General features: G+C 64.0%; 23 protein-coding genes and 2 pseudogenes. 16 read left to right on the top strand and 9 right to left on the bottom strand.

From position 1 onward, the window contains the following. The first annotated feature begins 56 nt into the window (after window positions 1–56). The gene (locus tag BB029_RS15420) at window positions 57–2,030 is read left to right on the top strand and encodes a sigma-54-dependent Fis family transcriptional regulator (protein WP_065939858.1); all 1,974 of its coding nucleotides are present in this window, start codon (window positions 57–59) and stop codon (window positions 2,028–2,030) included. A gap of 355 nt (window positions 2,031–2,385) precedes the next feature. On the opposite strand, the gene BB029_RS15415 is transcribed toward BB029_RS15420, so the two are convergent. Next, window positions 2,386–3,435 carry a LacI family DNA-binding transcriptional regulator gene (locus BB029_RS15415; protein ID WP_065939857.1) on the bottom strand — a complete coding sequence of 350 codons (1,050 nt, stop codon included), beginning with the start codon at window positions 3,433–3,435 and terminating at the stop codon, window positions 2,386–2,388. A 162-nt stretch (window positions 3,436–3,597) separates the two neighbouring features. Between BB029_RS15415 and BB029_RS15410 the strand changes: the two genes are divergently transcribed. From BB029_RS15410 to BB029_RS15390, 5 genes are read left to right on the top strand one after another with little or no spacing between them, the layout of a single operon-like run. Continuing rightward, a complete protein-coding gene (locus BB029_RS15410; protein ID WP_065939856.1) occupies window positions 3,598–4,692 on the top strand; it encodes a fatty acid desaturase family protein in 1,095 nt (364 codons plus the stop codon). 28 nt (window positions 4,693–4,720) lie between these two features. Further along, entirely contained in the window at window positions 4,721–5,041 is a 321-nt protein-coding gene (locus tag BB029_RS15405) for a MocE family 2Fe-2S type ferredoxin (protein WP_027607575.1), read from the top strand. Between the two features lie 2 nt (window positions 5,042–5,043). Then, on the top strand, window positions 5,044–6,243 hold the full coding sequence (locus BB029_RS15400) for an NAD(P)/FAD-dependent oxidoreductase (protein ID WP_065939855.1): 1,200 nt from the start codon (window positions 5,044–5,046) through the stop codon (window positions 6,241–6,243). 1 nt (window position 6,244) lies between these two features. Further along, window positions 6,245–7,063, top strand: coding sequence for a sugar phosphate isomerase/epimerase (locus tag BB029_RS15395; RefSeq protein WP_065939854.1), 819 nt, complete (start codon window positions 6,245–6,247; stop codon window positions 7,061–7,063). A gap of 49 nt (window positions 7,064–7,112) precedes the next feature. Next, window positions 7,113–8,075, top strand: coding sequence for a Dyp-type peroxidase (locus tag BB029_RS15390; RefSeq protein WP_065939853.1), 963 nt, complete (start codon window positions 7,113–7,115; stop codon window positions 8,073–8,075). 137 nt (window positions 8,076–8,212) lie between these two features. Here BB029_RS15390 and BB029_RS15385 read toward each other — a convergent pair whose 3' ends face one another. Next, window positions 8,213–9,085: an undecaprenyl-diphosphate phosphatase gene (locus tag BB029_RS15385; protein WP_065939852.1), complete on the bottom strand. Its 873-nt coding sequence runs from the start codon at window positions 9,083–9,085 to the stop codon at window positions 8,213–8,215. Between the two features lie 177 nt (window positions 9,086–9,262). On the opposite strand from BB029_RS15385, the gene BB029_RS15380 reads away from it, so the two are divergent. Next, on the top strand, window positions 9,263–9,769 hold the full coding sequence (locus tag BB029_RS15380; protein WP_065939870.1) for a GNAT family N-acetyltransferase: 507 nt from the start codon (window positions 9,263–9,265) through the stop codon (window positions 9,767–9,769). On the opposite strand, the gene BB029_RS15375 is transcribed toward BB029_RS15380, so the two are convergent. Then, window positions 9,747–10,691: a GlxA family transcriptional regulator gene (locus BB029_RS15375; RefSeq protein WP_027607569.1), complete on the bottom strand. Its 945-nt coding sequence runs from the start codon at window positions 10,689–10,691 to the stop codon at window positions 9,747–9,749. The genes BB029_RS15380 and BB029_RS15375 overlap by 23 nt on opposite strands. Before the next feature lie 172 nt (window positions 10,692–10,863). Here BB029_RS15375 and BB029_RS15370 point away from each other — a divergent pair. The 3 genes and pseudogenes from BB029_RS15370 to BB029_RS15360 all read left to right on the top strand — a co-directional run bounded on the left by BB029_RS15370 (window position 10,864) and on the right by BB029_RS15360 (window position 13,368). After that, window positions 10,864–11,491, top strand: a pseudogene (locus tag BB029_RS15370) (TetR/AcrR family transcriptional regulator). After that, window positions 11,488–12,165, top strand: a complete 678-nt coding sequence (locus BB029_RS15365; protein WP_027607567.1) for a type 1 glutamine amidotransferase domain-containing protein — start codon at window positions 11,488–11,490, stop codon at window positions 12,163–12,165. Before BB029_RS15370 ends, BB029_RS15365 begins: the two are co-directional and overlap by 4 nt. Window positions 12,166–12,243: 78 nt before the next feature. Next, on the top strand, window positions 12,244–13,368 hold the full coding sequence (locus BB029_RS15360) for an alkene reductase (RefSeq protein ID WP_065939850.1): 1,125 nt from the start codon (window positions 12,244–12,246) through the stop codon (window positions 13,366–13,368). A 258-nt stretch (window positions 13,369–13,626) separates the two neighbouring features. Here the strand turns inward: BB029_RS15360 and BB029_RS15355 are convergent, their stop codons facing one another. After that, complete coding sequence (locus tag BB029_RS15355; protein WP_065939849.1) at window positions 13,627–14,625, bottom strand: NAD(P)H-quinone oxidoreductase; 999 nt, start codon at window positions 14,623–14,625, stop codon at window positions 13,627–13,629. Continuing rightward, the gene (locus tag BB029_RS15350) at window positions 14,622–15,854 is read right to left on the bottom strand and encodes a YbfB/YjiJ family MFS transporter (protein ID WP_065939848.1); all 1,233 of its coding nucleotides are present in this window, start codon (window positions 15,852–15,854) and stop codon (window positions 14,622–14,624) included. Before BB029_RS15350 ends, BB029_RS15355 begins: the two co-directional genes overlap by 4 nt. A gap of 112 nt (window positions 15,855–15,966) precedes the next feature. Between BB029_RS15350 and BB029_RS15345 the strand changes: the two genes are divergently transcribed. Further along, on the top strand, window positions 15,967–16,842 hold the full coding sequence (locus BB029_RS15345) for a LysR family transcriptional regulator (protein ID WP_065939847.1): 876 nt from the start codon (window positions 15,967–15,969) through the stop codon (window positions 16,840–16,842). A gap of 79 nt (window positions 16,843–16,921) precedes the next feature. Then, window positions 16,922–17,308 carry a DoxX family protein gene (locus BB029_RS15340; protein WP_065939846.1) on the top strand — a complete coding sequence of 129 codons (387 nt, stop codon included), beginning with the start codon at window positions 16,922–16,924 and terminating at the stop codon, window positions 17,306–17,308. A 144-nt stretch (window positions 17,309–17,452) separates the two neighbouring features. Here BB029_RS15340 and BB029_RS15335 read toward each other — a convergent pair whose 3' ends face one another. The 3 genes from BB029_RS15335 to BB029_RS15325 all read right to left on the bottom strand — a co-directional run bounded on the left by BB029_RS15335 (window position 17,453) and on the right by BB029_RS15325 (window position 20,645). Continuing rightward, window positions 17,453–18,271, bottom strand: coding sequence for an alpha/beta fold hydrolase (locus tag BB029_RS15335; protein WP_065939845.1), 819 nt, complete (start codon window positions 18,269–18,271; stop codon window positions 17,453–17,455). Window positions 18,272–18,360: 89 nt separating this feature from the next. Then, window positions 18,361–19,752 (bottom strand): alginate export family protein, encoded by a 1,392-nt coding sequence (locus tag BB029_RS15330; RefSeq protein ID WP_065939844.1) that lies wholly within the window; start codon window positions 19,750–19,752, stop codon window positions 18,361–18,363. Beyond that, entirely contained in the window at window positions 19,749–20,645 is an 897-nt protein-coding gene (locus tag BB029_RS15325; protein WP_065939843.1) for a VOC family protein, read from the bottom strand. Before BB029_RS15325 ends, BB029_RS15330 begins: the two co-directional genes overlap by 4 nt. Before the next feature lie 213 nt (window positions 20,646–20,858). Here BB029_RS15325 and BB029_RS32240 point away from each other — a divergent pair. Beyond that, window positions 20,859–21,068 (top strand): annotated as a pseudogene (locus tag BB029_RS32240) (NAD(P)-dependent alcohol dehydrogenase); the annotation flags it as partial. A 372-nt stretch (window positions 21,069–21,440) separates the two neighbouring features. Here the strand turns inward: BB029_RS32240 and BB029_RS15320 are convergent. Next, window positions 21,441–21,740: a hypothetical protein gene (locus BB029_RS15320; RefSeq protein WP_065939842.1), complete on the bottom strand. Its 300-nt coding sequence runs from the start codon at window positions 21,738–21,740 to the stop codon at window positions 21,441–21,443. Window positions 21,741–21,956: 216 nt separating this feature from the next. On the opposite strand from BB029_RS15320, the gene BB029_RS15315 reads away from it, so the two are divergent. Genes BB029_RS15315 through BB029_RS15305 form a run of 3 tightly spaced genes read left to right on the top strand, consistent with a single transcriptional unit; the run spans window position 21,957 to window position 24,107 of the window. Beyond that, window positions 21,957–22,601: a secretin and TonB N-terminal domain-containing protein gene (locus BB029_RS15315; protein WP_065939841.1), complete on the top strand. Its 645-nt coding sequence runs from the start codon at window positions 21,957–21,959 to the stop codon at window positions 22,599–22,601. Continuing rightward, on the top strand, window positions 22,598–23,143 hold the full coding sequence (locus BB029_RS15310) for an RNA polymerase sigma factor (protein ID WP_065939840.1): 546 nt from the start codon (window positions 22,598–22,600) through the stop codon (window positions 23,141–23,143). Before BB029_RS15315 ends, BB029_RS15310 begins: the two co-directional genes overlap by 4 nt. Window positions 23,144–23,180: 37 nt before the next feature. Further along, window positions 23,181–24,107: a FecR family protein gene (locus tag BB029_RS15305; protein ID WP_065939839.1), complete on the top strand. Its 927-nt coding sequence runs from the start codon at window positions 23,181–23,183 to the stop codon at window positions 24,105–24,107. Window positions 24,108–24,265: the final 158 nt, after the last annotated feature.

Here is a 24,265-nt window from a genome sequence, read left to right as displayed (position 1 = left end):
ATTCTGATGACATGCCTATACTGACATGTCAAAAACATGAACATGGATACCGCCCGATGAGCATGGCGTTCAGCGTACAAGACCTCGACTACCTGACGGCCCTGGGGCCTGCGGCGCTGAACGACGGCCCCGTGGCTGCGCTGGAACAGGCGTGGCGCGCGTGCCTGGCCGGGCAGGTGCAGCGCCCGGCCGAGGTGCGGCAGGTGATCTGGGATTCCTGGCGCCGCAGTGTCGAGGCGGGTATCGACCCGGATGACAGCCAGTACCGCTTTGTGGCGCCCCACGACCTTGCTGCCACCCTGGCCACCCACCGCGTCCTGATCGCCGCCGCTGCGCAGGTCATGCATGGTTTGCTGGCCTATAACCCGCGAGGGCATATCAACCTCACCGACGCCGACGGCACCACCCTGTATTTCTGCGGGCTGGACATCACCCCCGTCGGCAGCCGCCTGCTCGAATCGGTCCAGGGCACCAACTGCACCGGCCTGGCCCTGGCCGAAGACCGCTTGGTGTACGTGCTGGCCGAGGAGAACTTCGGCAGCGGCCTGCGCCAACGCCGCATGCACTGCGCCGCCGCGCCGATCAGGAATGCCCAGGGCCAGACCCTGGCGATGCTGACCCTCACCGCCGAACCCGGCTGGTTTCACTTTCACACCCTCGGTACCGTACAAGCGGCTGCCGAAGCGGTCTCCCGCCAGATGGCCCTGCAAGCGCTGTTGGAAGAGCAGCAAACCGTGCTCGAAGTGCTTAACGAAGGCCTGGTGGTGCTCGATGAGCGTGGCTGCATCAAGGCGCTTAACCGTTATGCCCGGCAACTGTTCGGGGTGGGGCTGGAGCTGATCGGCAGCCCCTTCCAGCGCCTGGGCCGCAGTGAGCTGAGTGACGCCATGCTTCTACGCGGCGGTGAGCCGGTGCGTGACCTCGATTGCACCTTCCACCTGCACGACCGCAGCCAGCTCGCCTGCCTGGTCTCGGTGTGCCCGCTGGAGCAGGGCGGGGTGATCGTGTCCCTGCGCGAGAACCGCCGCATCCGTGAAATCACCCGGCGCATCATCAGCACCCAGGCGCGCTACACCTTCGACACTATCCAGGGCACGTCGCGGGCGATCCAGGACGCACTGCACCTGGGACGCATCGCCAGTCGCAGTGAATCCACCACCCTGATCCTCGGCGAAAGCGGCACCGGCAAGGAGCTGTTCGCCCAGGCCATCCACAACGCCAGCGACCGCGCCAACGGCCCGTTCGTGGCGGTCAACTGCGGCGCGATCCCACGGGACCTGGTGCAGAGCGAGCTGTTCGGGCATGTCGAGGGCGCGTTTACCGGCTCGGCCCGGGGCGGGTCGGCGGGCAAGTTTGAACTGGCGGATGGCGGCACCATTTTTCTGGATGAGATCGGCGATATGTCCTTCGACGCTCAGGTCAGCCTGTTGCGGGTGTTGCAGGAAGGCGAGATCACCCGCGTCGGCGCGAAAAGCTCACGGCCCGTGGACGTAAGGATCATCGCCGCTACCCACCGCAACCTCAGCCAGGCGGTGGTCGAAGGCGCGTTCCGTGAAGACCTCTACTACCGCCTCAACGTACTGAACCTGACCGTACCGCCGCTGCGCATGCGCCGTGAAGACATCCCGTTGCTGGCGCGGCACTTCCTCACGCGCTGCGCCCGTTCGCTGCGCAAAGCGGTGCAGGGCTTTTCCCCGGATGCGCTGGAACTGCTCTCGGCCTACGCCTGGCCAGGCAATGTGCGCGAGCTGGAAAACAGCATCGAGCGCGCCACCAACCTGGCGACAGGCGAACTGATCCAGGCGGCCGATTTGCCCCTGGAAACCAGACCGCGCGCCACGCTGCGCCACTACGAACCTCAGCCCGCCCAGGACCTGAGCAGCCACGAAATGCACGCCATCATCGCCGCACTCAAAAGCACCGGCGGCAACATCCGCCTGGCCGCCCGGCAACTGAACGTATCGCGGGGTGGGCTGTACAACAAGATGAGTCGGTTCGGGCTGAATGCCGCAGATTTTCGCGGCGCGTAAGGTCGAAATGTGGGAGGGGGTTTGCCCCCGATAGCCATAGGTATCTACCCAACGTTGGCTCAACGCTGAAAGCGCGGCGGATAGGGCTGTCGTGGTGAGCGGGCTTGTCCCGCGCTGGGCTGCGCAGCAGCCCCAAAACCAGCCTCTACAGAGTGTCTGATACACCGCGATCTTCTTGACTGGGGCTGCTGCGCAGCCCAGCGCGGGACAAGCCCGCTCGCCACAGGGAGATTTGTCAGGGTCTGAAAAGTTGCGTAGATACCCTTGCCCCGATAGCGGAGTGTCAGTTGGCATCTACTTAACTGACCCACCGCTATCGGGAGCAAGCCCCCTCCCACCTTTTGATCTCCATGTATCAGGCACACATGTTCTCCGACGTCACAATCTGCGGCGCGATATGCACCCGATGCCGCCCCGGATCAAACCCCTCGGCACTCTGCAATTCCACCAGCAACTGCACCAGCGCGTTCGCTGTCTGCCTGGGCTGTGAATCCATCACCACATCGATCAACCCCTGGCTCAGCGCCTGGCGTGACAGCTGCGTGGACTCCTGCAAAATGCAGCACAACGCCGGGCGCTTGGGCAGTTGCGCCAGGGCGCTGATGATGCCGTCGCCGCCACCGCCCACCACGCACAGGCCACGCAGGTCGGTGTGGCGGGTGAGCAGGTCAAGGGTGGCTTCTTCGGTGATGTCGCAGTTGTCCAGGTTGATCAGCGGCTCCAGCGGTTTGAGCCCTGGGGCGTGTTTGGCGAGGTAGCTGTGCAGGCCTTCGACCCGTGCCTGGTGACCGAGGAAGCGATGGCCGCCGAGCAGGATCCCCACGCTGCCTTTGCGTGCGCCGCAGGTGCGGGCGAGCAGCCAGCCCATGGTGCGCCCGACTACGTGGTTGTCCTGGCCCACGTAGGGTTCAAGGGCTTGCTCGTGAATATCCGAGAGCAGCGCCACCACCGGCACACCGGCCTCGCGGATCTGTGCCAGGCACGCGTTGATCAGCGGGTGGGCGAAGCTGACCACGGCGAGGCCGTCGCACTGCACGGCCAGTTGCTCGATCTGCGCGACGATGGCGCTGGGTGTGCGGTCGTTGATGTAGTCGAATTGGCAGGTCAGGTTGGCGCTGGCGTGATGCTGCGCCGCCTCGCTGATCGACTGCGCCAGGTGGGCATAGAACGCCTGGGCGGTGCCCAGCAGCAGGATGCCGAAGCGATAGGTGGGTCGGCGTTCGCGTATGCGTTGGCCGATCAACCGCGCCGCAAAATAGCCCACCGCTTCGGCAGCCTGGAACACCTGCTCGGCCGTTTGCGGATTGACCGGCGCGCGCGCATTCAGCACGCGGTCGACGGTGGCCACGCTGAGGCCCGCATGGGCGGCGACGGTGGCGATGGTCGGGCGTTTATTGTTGTGCATGACAGCCCCCTTGAGCGTCTTGATAGAAAACTATCAAGCCCCGCTGGGCCTGGATGATAGCTTGATAGGGAATGGATTCAAGGCCTTGAGGGTGATTTAGCCGCGCTCTATCGTTGGTTTCGCAAAGCACCTGAAACCTCTCGCTTGCGGAGAACAATAACAATGCCTGAACACACCGCTCACACCGCTCGGCGCGACTACAGCCTCACCGGCCCCGAAGCCGCCCGCGCGGCGGAAAAAGGCCTGGTCTCGGCCAGTTGGTACCAATCGCCGATTTCCCGTAAACGCATGAAAGAACTGATGCAACGCCGCGACGGCCCGGCCTTGCTCGACACTGCTATTTGGGCGGCCGCGCTGTTGGCCACCGGCTTCGGCGGCTACTGGTTCTGGGGCACGTGGGCCTGCGTACCGTTCTTCCTCTCCTATGGCGTGCTGTACGGCACCGCATCCAACCCGCGCTGGCACGAAACCGGCCACGGCACCGCGTTCAAGACCCGCTGGATGAACGACGTGCTGTACCAGGTCGCGAGCTTCATGTGCATCTTCGAACCCCACGTGTGGCGCTGGAGCCATGCCCGGCACCACACCGACACCATCGTCGTCGGCCGCGACCCGGAGATCGTCGAGCCTCGCCCGCCGAGCCTGCCGATGATGTTTCTCAGCCTGTTCAACCTGCCCCTGGCCTGGAAGACCTTCAGCGGTGTGGCGCGCCATGCCATCGGCCAGATGAGTGCCCAGGAGGCGGACTTCATCCCCGAATCCGAGTGGCCCAAGGTGTTCCGCGCCGCGCGTATCTGGGTCGGCATTTATGCGCTGGTCATCGGCACCGCGTTGTACCTGCACAGCTGGTTGCCGCTGATGCTGGTTGGGCTGCCCAGTATTTACGGCGCCTGGCTCGGCTACGTGTTCGGCCTCACCCAGCATGTGGGCCTGGCCGAAGATGTGCTCGACCACCGCAGCAACTGCCGCACGATCTACATGAACCGCGTGCTGCGCTTTATCTACATGGACATGAACTACCACCTTGAGCACCACATGTACCCGATGGTGCCGTACCACGCCTTGGCGCAATTGCACGACGAGATCCGCAGCGACTGCCCGCCGCCGTACGCCAACCTGTTCGAGGCGTACAGGGAAATCATCCCGACGATCTGGAAGCAGCGCAGCGATCCGACTTACTTCGTCCAGCGTCCCATCCGCCCCAGTGCTGAACCGGCCGCCAGGGCCCCGATGCATGCAGAAGCCACTGCCGGCTGAATCCCACCCAAGAACAAGAGAAAACGCCATGAACGATCAATGGATCGACGTCTGCGCCGTGGGCGAAATAGACGCGGAAGACGTGCTGCGCTTCGACCACGGGGCGCACACCTACGCGGTGTTCCGCTCGGCGGACAATGAGTTTTTCGCCACCGCCGGCCTGTGCACCCACGAGAAAATCCACCTCGCCGACGGCCTGGTGATGGACCATGTGATCGAGTGCCCCAAGCACAACGGGCGCTTCGATTACCGCTCGGGCAAGGCCCTGGGCGCGCCGGTGTGCGTCAACCTCAAGACCTACCCGGTACGGGTCGAAGCGGGGCGGGTTTTGCTCGCCGTCACGGCTTGATGATGAACGCAGCCCTGATCATCGTCGGCGCCGGCCATGCCGGTGGCCGCGCGGCATTGACCCTGCGTGAAGAAGGCTACAGCGGGCGCCTCATCCTGATCGGCGACGAACCGCACGTGCCCTACGAGCGGCCGCCCCTGTCCAAGGGCCTGTTGCAAGGCAGCATGGACCTGGCCGGCTGCAGCCTGTGCGATAGCGCCCGGCTCGCCGAGTTGGGCATCGAACACATCGCCGGTAACCCGGTCCGCGAACTGGACCCGCCGCAGCACCGCCTGCAATTGGCCGACGGCCAGTGGCTGTCCTACGCCGGCCTGTTGCTGGCCACCGGCGGCAGGGCGCGACGCTTGCCCCAGGCGCAGGCCAACGTGCTGTACCTGCGCACCCATGATGAAGCGCTGGCGCTGAAATCCGCGTTGCGACCCGGAGCGCGGCTGGTGATTGTCGGCGGCGGGTTTATCGGCCTGGAAGTCGCGGCCACGGCACGGGGCCTGGGCTGCGAGGTGACGGTGCTCGAAGCCGGGCCGCGCTTGGCGGGCCGGGTGCTGGCGCCGGTCATCTCCGAAGCGCTGCTGCAGGTGCATCGCCAACAGGGTGTCGACGTGCGCTTGAATGTGGCGTTGGAGTCGATCCATGCAGAGGCGGTGCAACTGGTGGACGGGCAGTTACTGCCCTGCGACCGGGTTGTGGTCGGCATCGGCATGCAACCGAATATCGAGCTGGCCGTGGCGGCGGGGCTGGAGGTGGGGCAGGGCATTCGCGTCGACGCGCACCTGCGCACCAGCGCGCCGGACATCTACGCGGCAGGTGACGTGTGCGAGTTTCGCCTCGGCGGCGAGTACCAGCGCCAGGAAACCTGGCGCAATGCCGAGGCCCAAGGGCGGCATGCCGCACTGAACATGCTCGGGCGTGATGAGCCGTTCGAAGCGCTGCCCGGCTTCTGGTCCGAACAGTACGACTGGGGCTTGCAGACCGTGGGCGTGATCACGCCGCTGACCGTCAGCCGTGCCTTGCCGGGCGCGGGTCTGTTGCTGTTCTACCTCGACGCCGACCAGCGCTTGCAAGGCGCCTGCGGCTGGGGCCCCGGCAACAGCGTGGCCAAGGACATCAAGCTGTGCGAACGCCTGATCAGCGCGCGCATCGCCCTGAACGCGGCCAGCCTGGTCGACCCCGACGTGTCCCTCAAACACCTGCTGCGAGGCTGATATGCGCCAATTCCTGGTATTCCAATCCCTCTGGGCGATGCACACCGAGCCCGGCCCCATGGAGGCCCAACTCGACCGCATCAAGGCCGCCGGTTTCGACGGCATTACCGATCACTATTGGCAAGCCGCCGATGTCGCGCGTCTGCACGCCGCCGCCACGGCGCGGGGCTTGCAGATCGAAGGCCAGTTGTTCCCGCAAAGCGTCGACGACCTGGCGGCCGCACTGGATGTGATCAGCCGCCATGGCTGCCACCACCTCACCCTGCAAGCCGACGTGCGCCCGCGCAGCCAAACCGAAGCCGCCCGCTTGATCGAAGGCTGGCAACGCCTGGCCGAGCAGGTGGATTTTCCGGTGCTGCTGGAAACCCACCGCTATCGCCTCACCAACGACCTGCTGTTCACCCTCGACCTGCTGGCGCAGATGCCCGATTTGAAGCTGCTGGCCGACCTGTCTCACTACGTGGTCGGGCGCGAGTTGCCCGAGCCCGGCGCCGTTGAAGACGACGAGCAGATCCGCACGATCCTGCGCCACAGCTGGGGCTTTCATGGCCGTGTGGCCAGCAGCGAACAGGTGCAGGTGTCGCTGGCGTTCCCTCAGCACCAGGCCTGGGTGCAACGCTTTACCCAGTGGTGGCGCTACGGGATCGAGGACTGGCTGGCCCGCCCCGACACCCCGCACAGCCTGTCCTTCACCTGCGAACTGGGCCCGCCGCCCTATGCCATCACCGGCGCCGATGGGCGTGAAATCAGTGATCGCTGGGCCGAGGCGTTGCAGCTCAAGGCGTTGATTCGCGACGTGTGGCAGGCGTGTCGGAAATGATCTGCTAACCTGCGCGGGTTCACTCCCGCCCTTAGCCTGGATTTGCCCCATGCCGACTTCCTCCGTTCAGCCGCCTCTTGAACCGCAGTCCGTCTGCCACCCGATCACCAGCAGCGCGATCTTTATGGTCGCCACCATCGCCCCCGGCAGTGAAGACGGCGTGCGCGCCTGGTGCGCAGACATCGCCGGGCTCGTGCGTTCGGTGGGCAAACGCGTGCCGGCGGGCAACCTCACCTGCGTCTGCGGCTTTGGTTCGGATGCCTGGGACCGCTTGTTCGGCACGCCGCGCCCGGCGGCGTTGCACCCGTTTCGGGAGTTCGGTGTAGAAGGGCGCATGGCGGTATCGACGCCCGGCGACATCCTCCTGCATATCCGCGCCGAGCAGATGGACCTGTGCTTTGAACTCGCCACCCAACTGATGACAGCGTTGGGCGATAGCGTGAAGGTGGTGGATGAAGTCCAGGGTTTCCGCTACTTCGACATGCGCAGCATCATCGGCTTTGTCGACGGCACCGAGAACCCGGTGGGGCGCAAGGCCGTGGGCTTCACTATCGTTGGCGACGAAGACCCCGGATTCGAAGGCGGCAGCTACGTGCTGGTGCAGAAATACCTGCACAACATGACCGCCTGGAACGGCCTGACGGTGGAAGCCCAGGAGAAGGTGATCGGGCGCACCAAGCTGTCGGATATCGAGTTAGGCGAAGACGCCAAGCCGAGCAATGCCCACAGCGCGCTGACCGTGATCACCGACGAGGACGGCGAAGAAGTGAAAATCCTGCGCGACAACATGCCCTTCGGCCGCCCCGGTGCCGGGGAGTTCGGCACCTACTTCATCGGCTACGCACGCTCGCCGCAGCCGCTGGAGCAGATGCTGGAAAACATGTTCGTCGGCCGCCCGGCAGGCAACTACGACCGCTTGCTCGACTTCAGCACGGCGGTCACCGGCGGGTTGTTCTTCGTGCCATCGGCCGACCTGCTCGAAGCACTGGCGGAGCGTACGGGCGGGCTGTAAAGCAAAGCAGTTCAAATGTGGGAGGGGGCTTGCTCCCGATGGCGGTGGGTCAGTTAAAGATGCATTAACTGACACGCCCTCATCGGGGCAAGCCCCCTCCCACATGAGACTTATGCCGGGTGAGACGGGGTGTTATATCAACCCAGCAGCCCGGTACTGACCGCCACAATCAGGAACACCCCCAGCAGCGCGCGATAGATCACAAACGGCCAGGTGGAGAACCGCTCCAGGAACTTCATCAGGCCCCAGATCGCGAAGAATGCCGAGACGCTGGCCACCACCAGCCCGAACAACAAATGCGGCCAGGCATGGGAGGGCATATCGGCATGCAGCAGCACCCACAGCTCCTTCAAGCCGGCGAGGGCGATGGCGGGCAGGCCCAGCAGGAAGGAGAAGCGTGCGGCTTCTTCGCGTTTGAAGTTGAGGAACAGGGCCGCGGTGAGGGTCGAGCCGGAACGCGATACGCCCGGAATCAACGCGCCGATCTGCGCGACTCCGACGATCAGCGCATCGCGCAGGCGCATCTGGCTGACCTCGCGTGTATGCCGGGCGCGCAGCTCGGCCGCCGCCAGCAGCACCGCCATTCCCACGCAGGAAATACCGATCACCAGCAGCCCGCGCAGCGGCGAATTGCAGGCGTTCAGGGTCGACGACAAGGCCAGGCCGGCAATTCCGATCGGAATGGTCGCCAACACAATCGCCACCGCGAGCTTGAACCATGGATCGTTGTAGTCGCCCCGGCGCACCGCGCCGATGCTGCCCGTGGTCACTTGGCGCACATCGCGCCAGAAGTAACTGACCACCGCCGCCAGTGCCGCCAGCTGCATGGCCGCCGAAAACGCCGAACCGGGGTCTTGCCAGCCGAGCAGGGCGGGCACCACACGCATATGGGCGGTGGAGGAGACCGGCAACAATTCGGTAATGCCCTGGATCACGCCCAGGATAAAGATCTGCAGGTAATCCAGGGAGGCGAAGCCCACATCCAGGCCGGCGGTACAGACGTTGGTCAAAGTGCGTGTCCTTGAAAAAGTGGCGAGCCGGCGGAGTTTATTCGAAATGTTTCAGCGCTTCGGCAGGGCTCGCCGCTATTTGCAATCGGTTCAGCAAGTAGAAAGGTTCGCGGCGCTATTGGACTGCGCCGAGGTTTTGTGAACAATGGCGCCCTGCGTTTTTTGACCGAGAGCCCCATGCCTGAAACCACCGTGGAATTGATCCAGACCGGCCCCGAAGAAGCCGAGCTTATCCGCAATCTCTACCAGTACTACGCCTATGAATCGTCGGACTGGGAGCAGGAAGATGTCGAGGCGGACGGCCGTTTCTACATCCATGACCAGCACCTGAACCGCTACTGGCAAGACCCGCACTGGAGCGCCAACCTGTTGTTGGTGGACGGCTATATCGCCGGCTTCCTGCTGATCGAGGGCAGCGAGTTGCCGGGTGTTGACGCCCTGGAACTGGCCGACCTGTTTATCCTCAAGCGCTATCGTCGCAAAGGCATCGGCCGCGCCATCGCCACCCAGGTGTTGTGCAGCGGCGAGGCAGATTGGCTGGTGCGGTTTTATGACCAGGACGAAGTGTCCCAGGCGTTCTGGCGTACGGTGCTGGATAACCTACCGCGCCCGGTGCACGCCCTTGAACTGGCGGATGACCCGCAGTTGATGAGTTACCTGGTTACGCGGGCGGTGTTGCATTAAAGGTGTGCTGCATCGCCTGGGGCGGTTGCCCGAACGCCCTTAGAAACGCCTGGCGCATGCGCTCGCGATCACCGAAGCCGGTTTCGCGGGCCACCACTTCCACCGGGTGGCGGCTGGTTTCCATCATCGCCCGTGCGGCTTCAACCCGCAGGGATTCGATGGCCTTGGCCGGCGTCTGCCCGGTTTCTTCGCGAAATACCCGGCTGAACTGGCGCGGGCTCAGCCGGGCCACCTCGGCCAGGGCGTCCACCGACAAGTCATGGGTGAGGTTTTCGCGGGCGTAGGCCAGGGCCAGTTGCACACGGTCGGACTTGGGGTCCAACTCCAACAGTGCAGACAACTGCGATTGCTCGCTGCCCCGACGCTGGGCGATCACCAGCTTGCGCGCAATACGCCGGGCGAGGTCGCTGCCCAGGTCGTTCTCCACCATGGCCAGCGCCATGTCCACCCCGGCACTCATGCCGGCGCCGGTCCATACCTGGCCGTCAACGATAAACAGCTTGTCTTCTTCCAGGCGGATGTCCGGGTAGCGCTTGCGAAAGGCCGGCGCGTGGATCCAGTGGGTGGTGGTGCGCTTGCCGTCGAGCAAGCCGGCCTCGGCCAGCACGAAGATGCCCATGCACAACGAGGCGACACGCCGCGATTGAGCCGAGGCGGCCTTGACCAGTGCCAGCAGGTTGGCCTCGGGCAGGCGAAACTCCAGGTAACCGCTGACGATCAGCGTGTCATAGCCTTGGGGCCGCAGGGGCGAGGTGTTCACGGAGAAGCCCTGGGACGTCATCACCGCGCCGCCGCTTTCCGACACCAGGTGAAACTCATAGGCAGGCTCACCGCGCAGCAGGTTCGCGCACTCGAACACCGAGCCCAGGCTGAGGCTCAGGGATTGGAAGTTCGGGTAAACCATCAGCGCAACGCTGTGCATCGCATGTCTCCAGGGGCGTGGGAGGGTGGATTGTCGGCGGCTGCCGGGAAAACGGCAACCGACTTCGGGTCATGTCCGGAATCCTTGCGCATATGACATTGTGAGGGGTTGGCGTGGCCCCTAACATTCCCTCAACGAACTAGACGACTGGTCTAATCGGACGGAGTGAAGCATGAACAGCCCAACCAAAGGTGCACGGCAGACCATTCTTGATACGGCGCAATCCATTGTCGGCCGCAAAGGTTTTTCTGCGGTGGGCTTGAACGAAATACTGCAAGCCGCCGAGGTGCCTAAAGGCTCGTTCTATCACTACTTCAACTCCAAGGATGGCTTCGGTGTCGTGTTGCTCGACACCTACTTCGACAACTACGTGCACGGCATGCAGCAACTGTTCGACCAGCCCGGTTTATCCCAGCACGCCAAGTTGATGCGTTATTGGCAGGCCTGGATCGACAATCAGACCGGCTGCACCGACGCGGGCAAATGCCTTGCCGTCAAACTGGGTGCGGAGGTGTCAGACCTTTCAGAGCCCATGCGCCTTGCGCTGGAGCGTGGCACGTCGCGCACCATCGATTTACTCGCCATCGCCATACAGCGTGGCCTTGAGGACGGTTCCCTGAACGTCGACCAAGCCCCTGCAAGCCTGGCCCGGCGCCTGTACGCGCTGTGGCTGGGGACCAGCGTGATGAGCAAGATCACCCGGACATCCGCGCCTTTCGAGGAGGCGTTGCTGCTGACCCGACAGCTGTTGGGTTGCCCTGGACACACAGACATTCACTGATCGAGGCACTGGAAAATGAAAGTATTAATGGTACTGACCTCTCACGACCAGCTTGGCGACACCGGCCGCAAGACCGGCTTCTGGCTCGAAGAATTTGCCGCACCCTATTACGTGTTCAAGGACGCCGGCGCCGAACTGGTGCTGGCGTCCCCGGCCGGTGGCCAGCCGCCCCTGGACCCGGTGAGTGACGCGCCCGACGCGCAAACCGAGCAGACTCGCCGCTTCGCCGCCGACCCTGCCGCGCAACAGGCCCTGGCCAGCACGGTCAAGCTGGACACGGTCAACGCTGACGACTTCGACACCGTGTTCTACCCAGGCGGCCACGGCCCGCTGTGGGACCTGGCAGAGTCGCCGGTGTCCATCGCCCTGATCGAGTCCTTTGAACGTGCCGGCAAGCCCATCGGCTTTGTCTGCCACGCACCGGGCGCCTTGCGTCACGTCAAGGCCGTCAATGGCGAGCCGCTGGTCAAGGGCCGTCGTGTCACCGGCTTCTCCAACTCGGAAGAAGCGGCGGTGGGCCTGACCGAGGTGGTGCCGTTCCTGATTGAAGATGATTTCAAGGCACTGGGCGGCAACTATCAGAAGGGCGCCGACTGGCAATCCTTCGTGCTCGAAGATGGTTTGCTGATCACTGGGCAGAACCCTGCCAGTTCCAGTGACGTGGCCAAGGCGCTGCTCAAACTCACCGCGTAAGTTAATTAACCCTTTCATTCATTGGCGACTTGCAACAGTCGCCAATGGGTTTGCTCGTCTCGAATTTGGAATACCCCAATGACTAACAGCGTTTTAAGTACCCCGGTCAAACTGGGTCATCACACCTTGAACAACCGTATCGTGCTGCCACCGTTGACACGCCAGCGCAGCGCCCAGCCCGGCGATATCGCCACCGACCTGATGGCCGAGTATTACCGCCAGCGCGCTACGGCCGGTTTCATGGTCAGCGAAGGCACGCAGATCGAACCCCGTGGCCAGGGCTATGCCTGGACGCCGGGCATCTACACCCCGGCGCAGATCGACGGCTGGCGCAAGGTCACCGACGCGGTGCATGCCGAAGGCGGGGTGATCTTTGCCCAGTTGTGGCATGTGGGCCGTGTGTCCCACAACGCCTTGCAGCCTGACGGCGCCACACCGGTGGCACCGTCGGCTATTCAAGCCCAGCAAGCCAAGGCCTTTATCGAGACCGGGCCTGGCACGGGTGAATTGAAGCAGCCGCCGGTGCCTCGCGCCTTGAGCGTGCTCGAGATTGAAGAATTGGTCGGGCACTACGCCCAGGCCGCACGCAATGCCCTGGACGCCGGGTTTGACGGCGTGGAAATTCATTCGGCCAACGGTTACCTGGTCAACCAGTTCATCTCGGCCCATGCCAACCAGCGCGACGATAAGTACGGTGGTTCGCTGCACAATCGCCTGCGCTTTTTGCGCGAGATCGTCGAAGCCGTCAGCAAGGTGGTCGGGCCGGAGCGCCTGGGCGTGCGGTTCTCGCCGTTGTTCAGCGGCACCGACCAGGACCGTGTGTACATCGGCCTGGTGGAAGAAGACCCGCACCACACCTACATCGAAGCGATCAAGGTGCTGGAACAGTCGGGCATCGCCTACGTGTCCATCGCCGAAGCCGACTGGGACAACGCCCCCGTGCTGCCCGACAGCTTCCGTGAAGCCGTGCGCAGCACCTTCAGCGGTCGCATTATCTACGCCGGTCGCTACACCGCTGAACGCGGCGCGAAACTGGTGGACGCCGGGCTGGCGGATTTGATTGCATTCGGACGGCCGTTCATTGCCAACCCGGACCTGCCGCAACGGCTATTCAAGGGCTGGCCGTTGAACCCGCTGCGGGAAGAGGGGATGTATGGTGGCGGTGAGGTGGGCTACATCGACTACCCCACCTATTCCGAGTAAGAACCCGGTCAATGTGGGAGGGGGCCTGCCCTGATGCCAGCCATTTAAGAAGGAACACTGTAACTGTGGTGAGCGGGCTTTTTGTGGTGAGCGGGCTTGCCCCGCGCTGGGCTGCGTAGCAGCCCCAAACACAGCCCCGGAGCTGCCTGACACACTGCAGCGCTCTTATTGGGGCTGCTGCGCAGCCCAGCGCGGGGCAAGCCCGCTCACTACAGGTTGCTGCTTGCCCGTCCCGCATTTTTTGGTGTTGTCTGCTGGTTACTCCACCCGCAACACAATCTTGCCGATATGGTCCCCACCTTCCATCCGCGCATGGGCCTGGGCGGCGTCGGTGTATTCGTAGACCTTGTCGATGATCGGCAGGCAACGCCCGGCTTCCAGTACCGGCCAGATGTACTCGCGCAACTGTTCGGCAATCGCGGCTTTTTCATCCTTGCTGCGCGCACGCAACAGTGAGCCGGTAATCACCGCGCGCTTGCCGAGGATGGTCAGCAGGTCGACGTCGTTGGCCTTGGCGCCGCCGAGGAAACCCAGCATCACCAGGTGGCCGTCCATGGCCAGGGCCTTGAGGTTGTTGTTCAAATACGAGCCGCCCATGATGTCGAGGATCACATCCACACCCTGGCCGTTGGTCTGTTGCGCGATGACCTCGGCAAAATCCTGCTCGCGATAATTGATCGGCTCGCCGCCCAGTTGGGCGATGGCTGCGCATTTGTCGGCGCTGCCGGCGGTGGCGAAGGCCTGGATGCCGAATTCGCGGCACAGCATCAGCGCGGTCGTACCGATGCCGCTGGTGCCGCCGTGGATCAGCACGCGCTGGCCGGTGTGGGCATCGCCGAGGCCGAACAGGTTGGCCCACACGGTGAAGAAGGTTTCCGGCACAGCGGCGGCTTGAATCCAGTCCATGCCTTCAGGAATCGGCAGCGCCTGGCTGGCGGGCACCGTGCAGAACTGCGCATAGCCGCCGCCATTGGTCAGGGCACAGACCTTATCGCCCACGGCGTATTCGCTCACGCCGTCGCCCAGCGCGGCGACTTCGCCCGCCACTTCCAGGCCAGGCAGCGGGTTCATGCCGGGTTTCATCGGGTACTTGCCGGCGCGTTGCAGGGCGTCGGGGCGGTTCACACCGGCCGCATGCACGCGAATCAGGATCTCGCCGGGGCCCGCCACCGGTACCTCTGCCCGGCGTGGTTGCAGCACCTCGGGGCCACCGGGGGTGGTGATTTCGATCAGGGTCATTTCTTTGGGAAGCGTCATTTCAGATTACCTGCAGCGATGAGCGTATGGGGTGGGACCGCGTCGGACGGCCGGCGGTTCAGCAGGCGCATGCCCGGTTCCAGGGCCAGGGCGACCACTATCGCCCCGGCGGCGATCAGGAACAACAGCGCATGCTGGCCTCCGCTGACGTTGAACAGGGCGGAATAGGCAAACCCCGAGAGCGCCTGGAAAGTCGCAAAGGACACCGTGGCACGGCTCCACGCGACCTGCTGCTGATGATGGTCGGGAATCAGTTCGTGCACCCGCGCCAGCGCCAACGGCACGATGCCCGGCGGGAAAGAACCGAGGATCACCGCGAGCACCGCCAGGCCAGTCAACGAGCCGGCAAACGGCAACGCACCGACGGCAATTGCCTGCACCACCAGCACCACGCGGATGCTCAAGCGCGCCCCCAGTTTGTCTGCCAGGAACCCGTAGGTGACCGGCCCCACAATCGAACCCAGGCCGTACATCACCCAGATCATCGCGCCGATATGCGCCCCGGCCCCCAGGCCACGGGCCACGTAATCCACCAGGAACACCATCGCCGGTACCAGCCCCGCGGCCATAAAGGCGTATTGGGCGAACAGCAGGTACACGCCGGAAGGCGTTGCTACGGCCGCGCCGGATGGCGGCGCGTCTTCATGCAGCGTGCCCGCCGGCCAGGCGAACCAGCTGGCGGCGGTCAACACCACGGCCAACAGGCCGAGGCCGAACCAGGTCTGCTGCAAACCCAGGCTCAGCAGCGGCGGCACAAGGGTGCCGGAGCCGGCGATGCCCAGGCCGATGCCGAGGAAGATCGCGCCACTGGCCAGACCCCGGCGTGCGGCCGGTACATGGGGCAACACGGTCGCTGCTACCAGCACCATGATTGCGCCACCGGCAATCCCCGACAGCAGGCGCCAAGCGAAGAACCACACCACCGACAGCGGGAAGCCGCAGGCGAAGAACGCCAGGGTCACCGCCACCATCATGAGGCGCAGCGCGGTCCTGTTCGAGGTGCGCTGGGCGATGGGCCGCCCGATCAGCGCGCCGATCAGGTAACCCACCAGGTTGGCGGCACCGAGGTACACCACGTCATTGGCGCTGAACCAGTGGGCCTGGATCAGCGACGGAATCAATGGCGTATAGGCAAAACGTGCCAGGCCGATGCTGACCAGGCTGGCGCACAGGCCGGCAAAGATCGGCAGCCACACGGAGTGGCGGGGTGGGGCATGAGTGACGAGCATGATGGCGGTCCTGGGTATTTTTCTCTGGTGCCCAGCTTATCCAGGTTTTTGGATGCAATAATGCAGCGAATAAGCGTCGCTGTGATGCAGATATGCAGCATAAGGAGGCCGCATGAATTGGGATGATGCACGGGTGTTCCTGGCGGTTTGCCGCGAGTCGACGTTGCGCGGGGCCGCACGGATATTGGGGGTCGACCAGGCCACAGTCGGGCGGCGGGTCAACGCCCTGGAAAAGTCCCTGGGTGCCACGCTGTTCCTGCGCACCTCCGAAGGCTACGCCCTGACCGCCGTCGGCGAGGCCGCCCTGCACTCGGTGGAAAAAATGGAACGCTCGGCCCTGGAGCTGGAGCGCCAGATCCAGGGCCTGGATGACCGCCTGACCGGCACCGTACGGGTCAGCACCACCGACTCCCTGGCCATCGACTTCCTGATTCCGGCGATTGCGCGCCTGCACGTCCAGCACCCGGATGTGCGCGTGCAGCTCGACGCTTCTACCCAGTTCCTGAGCCTGGCCAAACGCGAGACCGACATCGCCGTGCGCAACACCCGCCCGGACAGCCCCGACCTGATCGCCCGGCGTCTCGCACGCTGGCCGGTGGGGTTGTTTGCGTCCCAGGCCTATATCGATCGTCAGGGTACGCCGGAGCCGGGCAGCCTGTTTGAAGGGCATGATCTTGTGGTCTATCAACCGTACCTGCAAACCCAGAAGGACATGACCCTGGTCTCGGAACCCCTGGGCCGTGGGCGCATCGTCGCCGCCCTGAGTTCCAGCCTGTTGGTGCGCCGCTCCATCGCCGCCGGGATCGGCATCGGCGAAATCCCGATCCTCACCGGCGAGCGCGACGGGCTGGTGCGCCTGTGGCCGGAGCGCACGCGGCCGTTGCCCTACGACGTCTGGCTGGTGACCCACGCCGACCTGCGCCACACCGCACGGGTGCGGGCGGTGATCGATGAAATCGTCGCTGGATTTGCCGGAACGGGGGATTAGTCAGCACAGGCTTGCAAGCGTGCGTACCGCGCCGTGGACACAATCGACGTCGATAACGTGTCAACCCACCGGAGCGCATATGAACGAATCAAGACACCAGGACCTGGGGCTGTTGTTTCTGCGAGGCAGCGGGGCGCTGTTCCTGCTTTGGGTGCATGGCCTGCCCAAGTTGCTCAATTACAGCGAGCAGTTGAAGCAGATCGAAGACCCGTTTCACCTCGGTGCCCATGTCACCTTGCTGCTGGCGATTTTCGCCGAAGTGCTGTGCCCGCTGCTGATCATCGCCGGGGTGCTGGTGCGCCTGGCGTGCCTGCCGATTCTGGCGGTGCTGTTGATTGCGATGGTGGTGGTGCATCCGGAGTGGACGCTGCTGGAAGGGCAATTCGGCTGGCTGCTGTTGATCATTTTCACCAGCATCCTGATTGCCGGACCAGGGCGCCTGGCACTGGAAAAAAAGGCCGGGTAAACCAACCCCCTGTAGGAGCGAGCTTGCTCGCGAAGAACTCTAGAGCGACGCGTGAAATCTGATTTACTGCGTCATCGTTGACGATCTTCGCGAGCAAGCTCGCTCCTACAGGGGAGTGGCGTGCCGGCCAAAGGAGCGGGTGTTTCAGCGATTCAGGAACGCCAGCAGGTCTTCGTTCAGGGCCTGAGCGTGGGTCACGGCGAAACCGTGGGGCGCATCCTTGTACACCTTCAGCTCGGCGCCCTTGATCATCTCGGCTGCCACCTTGCCGGTGGTCTCGAACGGCACGATCTGGTCACCGTCACCGTGGATCACCAGGGTCGGCACGTCGATCCTGGCCATGTCCGGGCGGAAGTCGGTCTCGGAGAAGGCGGTGACGCAATCCACGGTCGACTTGAGGGACGCCAGCATGGCGATCTGCAGGGTCTGGGTCAGCGTACCTTCGGAAACGACCTGGCCCTTGTTGATGCCGAAGAACGGCGTGTTGAAGTCAGCGATGAACTGCGCACGGTCTTTCAGCAACCCGGTCTTGATGCCGTCGAACACTTCGGTCGGCACGCCCTGGGGGTAATCGGGCTTCTGGCCGAAGATCGGCGTCACTGCGCCCAGCAGCACCAGGCCGGCCACGCGTGCACTGCCGTGGCGTGCGATGTAGCGGGCGACGTCGCCGCCGCCCATGGAGAAGCCCACCAGGGTCACGTCCTTGAGGTCCAGGTGTTCGATCAACTGCGCGATGTCGTCGGCGAAGGTGTCGTAGTCGTTGCCCGTCCACGGCTGATCCGAGCGGCCAAAGCCTCGGCGGTCGAACGCGATGGTGCGAAAGCCACGACTGCTGAGGTATTCCATCTGGTATTCCCACATGTCGGCATCCAGCGGCCAGCCGTGGCTGAACAGCACGGGCTTACCGCTGCCCCAATCCTTGAAGTAGATCTGGGTACCGTCTTTGGCAACGAATGTGCTCATGGAAAACTCCTTGATTGAGGGACTGAAAAACCAGCCTCACTATTGCCCGAAACCGGGCCGGGGGCTTGTACGGGTGTGCTTGCCTGGGGTCACCAACTGAACTTGAGCTCGACCCCCAGGTAATTGCTGTCATCGCCGCCGGCATCGCGCAAGGTGCGGCCGACCGCGTAGTGCACCGCTTCAACCGCGCCGGTGAGGTTCGGCGTAAACACATAGTCGGTACGCAGCTGACCATAGGCACCGGTCCAGCGTTCACCCTGACCTGCGGTGCCGGCGACGGGCAGGTTCGGCTGGGTGTACACCGCGTCGCTGGTGGTCTGGCGCCACAGCAGGCCGACGGCGGTCTGCACGCTGAGCTTGTCGATGGGCTTGACGGTGATCGACGGTTTGACGTGGATCAGGTTGCTGTAGCCCGTATAGCCGGCCAGGGAAAAATAGTAGCCGTTGGGGAACAGCGGGTTGAACGTGCCGACGGTGCCGTCCCCGGTCTTGCGGTCGCCCGAGGCAATGTCCAGTTGCAGGCCGATGCGCGGCTTCCACGCCTGGCTCTCGAAGGTGTACCCCGTGCGGCTGCCGGCGGCCCAGGCGCGAATATCCTTGCTGCCCACCGAGCCGCTTTGCAGCATGGCTTCGATGTCCCAGTCGAACCCCAGGGCCGCACCGCCCAGGCGTGCGTCGAACAGATGGCGGGTTTCATCGCCGTCCGCGTCGAGGTAATGCGCGGCGCTGCGTTCGTACACGCCGTAGTAGGCCGACAGCTCATTCTTGCCGCCTACCAGCCGCTCGACCCGCAGCATGTGGAAGCGCGCGTCACGGTTGGATGTGTCGTCGAAGTGCCGCTCGTCCTGATACTGCACCGGCTGGCTGGCAATCCCGATAAAACGCCAGTTGGACGTTTCCCAATCGGCCCACAGCGCATCGAAGGATTGCCGCACATTCGGGCCATCCCGCGATGAGATGAAACGCTGCAAGTCGAAGGCGAAGTCCTGGCGCCCGACACGCGCCTTGAGCGTGCCGCTGCCGAAGGCATTGACGTATTCGGCGAAGGCCAGGCGCAGATCGACGCGGTTCTGGTCGGCGCCGCCGACCGTGGTCTTGTCGTAGGCGCGTACATCTTCGAGTTGGGTGAAGAGACGCCAGTGTTCGTTCAAGTGCAGGTCGGCGTGCACCTGGAAGCGCTGGATCAGGTAGCGATCACGCTTCACGTCCTTCACCCCAAAACCACTGGCATCGTTCATCTCGAAGCGCTCGCGCAACGTCGCCCCCAATGACAAATAGGTGAACGGGTTGGCGCTGGACAGCGGGATGTACTTCACGCTGTCCAGCGGCTGCGTGCGCAACGCCGGGTCACGCAGCACCGACCAGTCCTCCTGCCAGCGGTTGGTCTTGATGGCCGGTCGTGCCGGTTGCTCGTCGGCGTGGGCGCTGCCGACCAGCAGCGGCCACAGCACGGCCAGGCCCCAGCCTGTGCGGCGAATCATTTTGCGGCGTGGAGCTGGTGAATTTCCGCGACGTAGCCGCCGGGGAATTCCACCACGGCGCTGCGACGACCCTTGCTGTCAAAGGCCGGCACCAAGACCTTGGCGCCCGAGCCGGTGGCCTTGCCCAACGTTGCCGTCAGGTCAGGCACTTGATAACCGGTGGTCTCGTGGCCGAAGGGATAGGGCAGTTGGCCGTTGGTGACCAGCACCGCCATGCGCCCGAATGGCGACTCGATATCGACGCGACGGTAAGTGCCAGTGGTTTGACCCACATCGACGCCGGGCGCGTGTTTGTCATCGGCCAGGACCTTGCCGTGGGAGAAGCCCAGGAACGCTTTGATAAAGGCGTCAGCGCGATCGGTGGACAGGTACACGCGGTTTTCCGGCACGGTCTGGAACGCCGCGTAGTCCGGGGTCTTGGTGTGCCAGTAGAGCTGCATGTTCACGCCGCCCGGCCATTGCACCACGGCGTCTCGGCCGATCGGGTCCGGGAAGTCGCTGACGATAACGGCGGCGCCGTTTTCCCGCGCGGCGTTGAGCGCCGCGTCCATGTCCTTGACCAGGTAGCCGTTGCGTTCCTGGCCGAAGGGGTGCGGGATCGGCGTGGTGAAGCCGAACAGCGACACCGTGCCCGCCGGCGTCTGCAGCAGTTGCGAGGTGGTACTGCTCGGCACCGGCAGCACGTTCACCACCACTTGGGGCGTGCTTTTGCCGCCAAAGGTGGCGAGGAAACTCTGGGCGAAACGGTCCACATCCGCCGGGGCCACATACACGTGGCTGGTGTCGTATTGCGGCGCCACGGCCACGCTCGGGGTTGCCGCGAAGGCATTGCCCATCATTGCGCCCGCCAGCAGCGTCAATGCCACCGATACCTTGATTGCTTTGCTGCCCATGCCCACTCTCCAACACTTCTACGGGATTGAAAGCCGTGAGGTTAGGGGCAGGCAGGCGATGGAAATTGTACAGGCGTGCTCGGTTGAACGGTTCAGCGTCTATGCTGGCCCACTGACCTCTACCGTCAGATCACACAGGTGAACGAAATGGCCAAGACCTACAGCGACGCCGCCCAGAACGCCACGGATGCCCTCAAGCCCTTTACCTTCTAGCGCCGCAGCCTGGCCGGCTCGCTGATCGGCGAGATCCAGGAGACCCAGGACATGCTCGATTTCTGCGCCAGGCACGGGATTGTCTCGGACGTGGAGATGATCGACATCCAGGGCATCAACGAGGCGTATGAGCGCATGCTCAAGGGCGATATGAAGTACCGGTTCGTGATCGATATGGACAGCTTGAAAAAAGAAAGCCACGCGGCTTGAAAACTACTCCGGGAACTGGGGGCAATGTGGGAGGGGGGGCTTGCCCTAATGCCCGTCAGTTAAGGAGGAACACTGTAACTGTGGTGGTGGTGGTGGTGGTGGTGGTGGTGGTGGTGGTGGTGGTGGTGAGCGGGCTTGTCGAATCGTCGCACCGCCCGCGCTGGGCTGCGAAGCAGCCCCAGGAAAGAAGAACGCGGTGTATCAGACACTCTGTAGGGGCTGGTTTTGGGGCTGCTTCGCAGCCCGGCGCGGGGCAAGCCCGCTCACCACAACAGCCCTATGTGCCGGGGGGACAGCATTTAGACAAAGTTGTGTAGGTACCTATGCCCCTCCCACATGGGTGCTGTGTTGCTCAAACAGTCATCGAACAACTCAAGGCCGCTGCGGCTTCACCGAGGTGCCGAAGGTATTGCCCATGCGCACGCTGGTCGCCGCCGGGGTGGCCAGGCCGACCTTGTTCGGCTGGCGTTTTTCCACGGCAATGCCTTGCGCCTCGCGGTTTTTCTTCGCGGCTTTGGCCGCATTCGTGTCGTTGCCCATCTGCTGGCTCAGGCAGCGATAGTCGGGCGCCTTGTAGCCATCCACCGAGACTTCGGCGCAGTTGCCGGCATGGGCGTGCAAGGGCAGGGCCGTGCACAGCAACAGGCTGGCGAGGAGCGGTAAGCGTTTCATCAAGGCCTCCTGGCGGGCCCGAGGGGGTGGGCCGGTCGGTGTGCAAGTCTAGTGCAGCGGGCCTCTCGTCACCGTGATGTTTTTTTTGCTATCACCGTAACATCAGGTTCATAAATTGGCCTCAGGATGACGGTTTTCTAGGGCGCGTCGGCCGTGCAGCGATGCAGAGCAGGGGGTGAACAGGGGGGCTGGAGGCGCGCCGTATGCGCCCTGGTCTTGCTGTTGCTGCTGGCCGGTGGTCGCGTCGCGCAGGCGGAGTCACCGCTGCTGCTGTTGAACCTGCCGGCGCAGGACCTGGAACATGCACTGCAAGCGTACAGCCGCGCCACCGGAATGGCAGTGCTGGTCGACCGCGAACTGACGCGGGGCCGGCGTTCCATCAGTGTGCGCGGACGTTTTACGGCGCAGGAGGCTCTGGCGATGTTGCTGACGGGGAGTGGCCTGATGGCGCGTTATGCACGCGATGATGCGTTCACCTTGCAGTTGCCCGCGGTCAGCCAGCCGCCTGCCGCCCGTGGTGCGGCGGCACGTAACGCCGCACGGATCAACAACAGCTACGCCACGGCCTTGCAGCAGGCCATCGAGACCAGCCTGTGCCGCTCGCCGCTGACCCGGCCCGGCAGTTTCCGCGCGCTGGTACAGGTGTGGGTCAACCCCCAAGGGCTGATCGAGCACAGTCGGTTGGTCAGCTCCACCGGCGACGAACAACGCGATGAAGCACTGGTACGCAACCTGGGCACCACGCGGGTCGAACGACCGGCGCCGAGCTCGCTGCGCCAACCGGTGACTTTACTTTTGATGCCCGACACCACAGGAATGCGCATGGAATGCACAGCAGCAAACGGAGCCTGGGGCGGATGAAAAATACCGGGCACAGTACGATGGTCGGCTTGTTCCTGGCCTCCTATGACAACTTCAAGGTGCGTTTGCGCAAGCGCCTGGGCTCGGAGGACCTGGCCAACGATGTGCTGCACGAAACCTACCTGCGGGTCGACCGCATGGAAGTGCCGCCCAACCTGGCGCAACCCAATGCCTACCTGTACCGCATGGCCTTGAACATCGCCGCCGACCGCCGCCAGGCCGACGCGCGCCTGCTCACCGGCAGCGAGGTGGAAGAACTGCTGCAAAGCGCCGACGAAGCCCAGGACCCGTCACGGGTGGTGGGCGGCCAGAAAGAAATCCAGTCCCTGGTCAAGGCGCTCTACGAACTGCCGGCCCGCCGCCGCAAGATCCTTATCGCCGCCCGCCTGGAAGAAGCCCCGCACCTGGAAATCTCCCAGCGTTTCGGCATTTCCACGCGCATGGTCGAGAAGGAAATCAAGGCCGCCCTGGGCCACTGCGCCAAGCGCCTGGAAAGAAAAGTGATCCAGCGGTTCGGTCCCGGGGCCGGAAAACCGTCTTAGAGTCGAGTCCCTGATAAAACCGTGAGTATTTGCGCGCTTGAACATTTTTAGCCTCAGTGCCACTCGGCAATCCGCCGCCAGCCCCCTGCACGATGAAGCCCGCGACTGGCTGGTCCTGCTGACCTCGGGCCGCGCCACCGTGGCCGATGCCAAGGCGCTCAAGGCCTGGTGTGCGCAAAGCCCCGAGCATGCCCAGGCGTTCGAGCAGGCCAAGGCGATGTGGCAGCAACTGGCCCCGGCCCTTGAGCAAGTCTCGCAGCCGCGCAGCTTTGGGCGCCGGGCGTTCCTGGGCGGCGCGATTGCCGCATCGGCCGCCATGCTCATGGTGCAGGTCGGCTCCCCCGGTGGTTTTGCCGGCCTCACGGCGGACTATCGCACCGAAGTCGGCGAACAGCGCCAAGTGCTGTTAAGTGACGGCGTCAGCCTGGAACTCAACACCCAGACGCGCGTCAGCCGCGTGGGCCAGGGGCTTGAATTGCTCGAAGGCGAAGTCGAGGTGATCGCCCATTCCGCACAACCGCTCAAGGTGCTGGCGGGCGAAGGCTGGGTGAGCGCGGCGCAGGCACGTTTCAATCTGCGCAACACCGACCGCACGGTGTGCGTGACCTGTATCGAGGGCTGGCTGTCGGTGGCCGTGGCCGGGCACAGCGTGCGCCTGGAAAGCGGCCGGCAACTGAGCTACGACGCGTCCGGCCTGGGCGAACCGGTGGTGGTGGACACCCAGGCGGTCGTGGCCTGGCGCGAACAGGTGCTGGTCTTCAACAACGCCACCCTGGCCACGGTGGTGGACGAAATCAACCGCTACCGCCCGGGGATGCTGGTGCTGCTCAACAAGCAACTCGGCCAACGGCGCGTCCAGGCGCGGTTCAGCCTGCAGCAGTTGGCAGGGGTGGCGTTGTTGATTCGGGATGCGTATGGGGCCAAGTGTACGGAGTTGCCGGGTGGGGTGGTGTTGTTGAGTTGAGGCCTGCCGCTCGTCGGGTAACTCCGATTTTTACGCGGTAAAAGAGCCGCGATCACCCGTTGTTTTACGCCTGTCGCTTTCAGGTATGCCTATGTGCTCATGGGCTGAGCGACCGGTCTTTCCCCTCTGACAGACCTCCTTTCTTATCTTCTCTGAAT

It is taken from the genome of Pseudomonas sp. S3E12, from assembly GCF_001702295.1.
GTDB classification, from domain to species: domain Bacteria; phylum Pseudomonadota; class Gammaproteobacteria; order Pseudomonadales; family Pseudomonadaceae; genus Aquipseudomonas; species Aquipseudomonas marginalis.
Note: the sequence above shows the minus strand (reverse complement) of the source record. Positions and strands in the feature narration are given on the sequence as shown.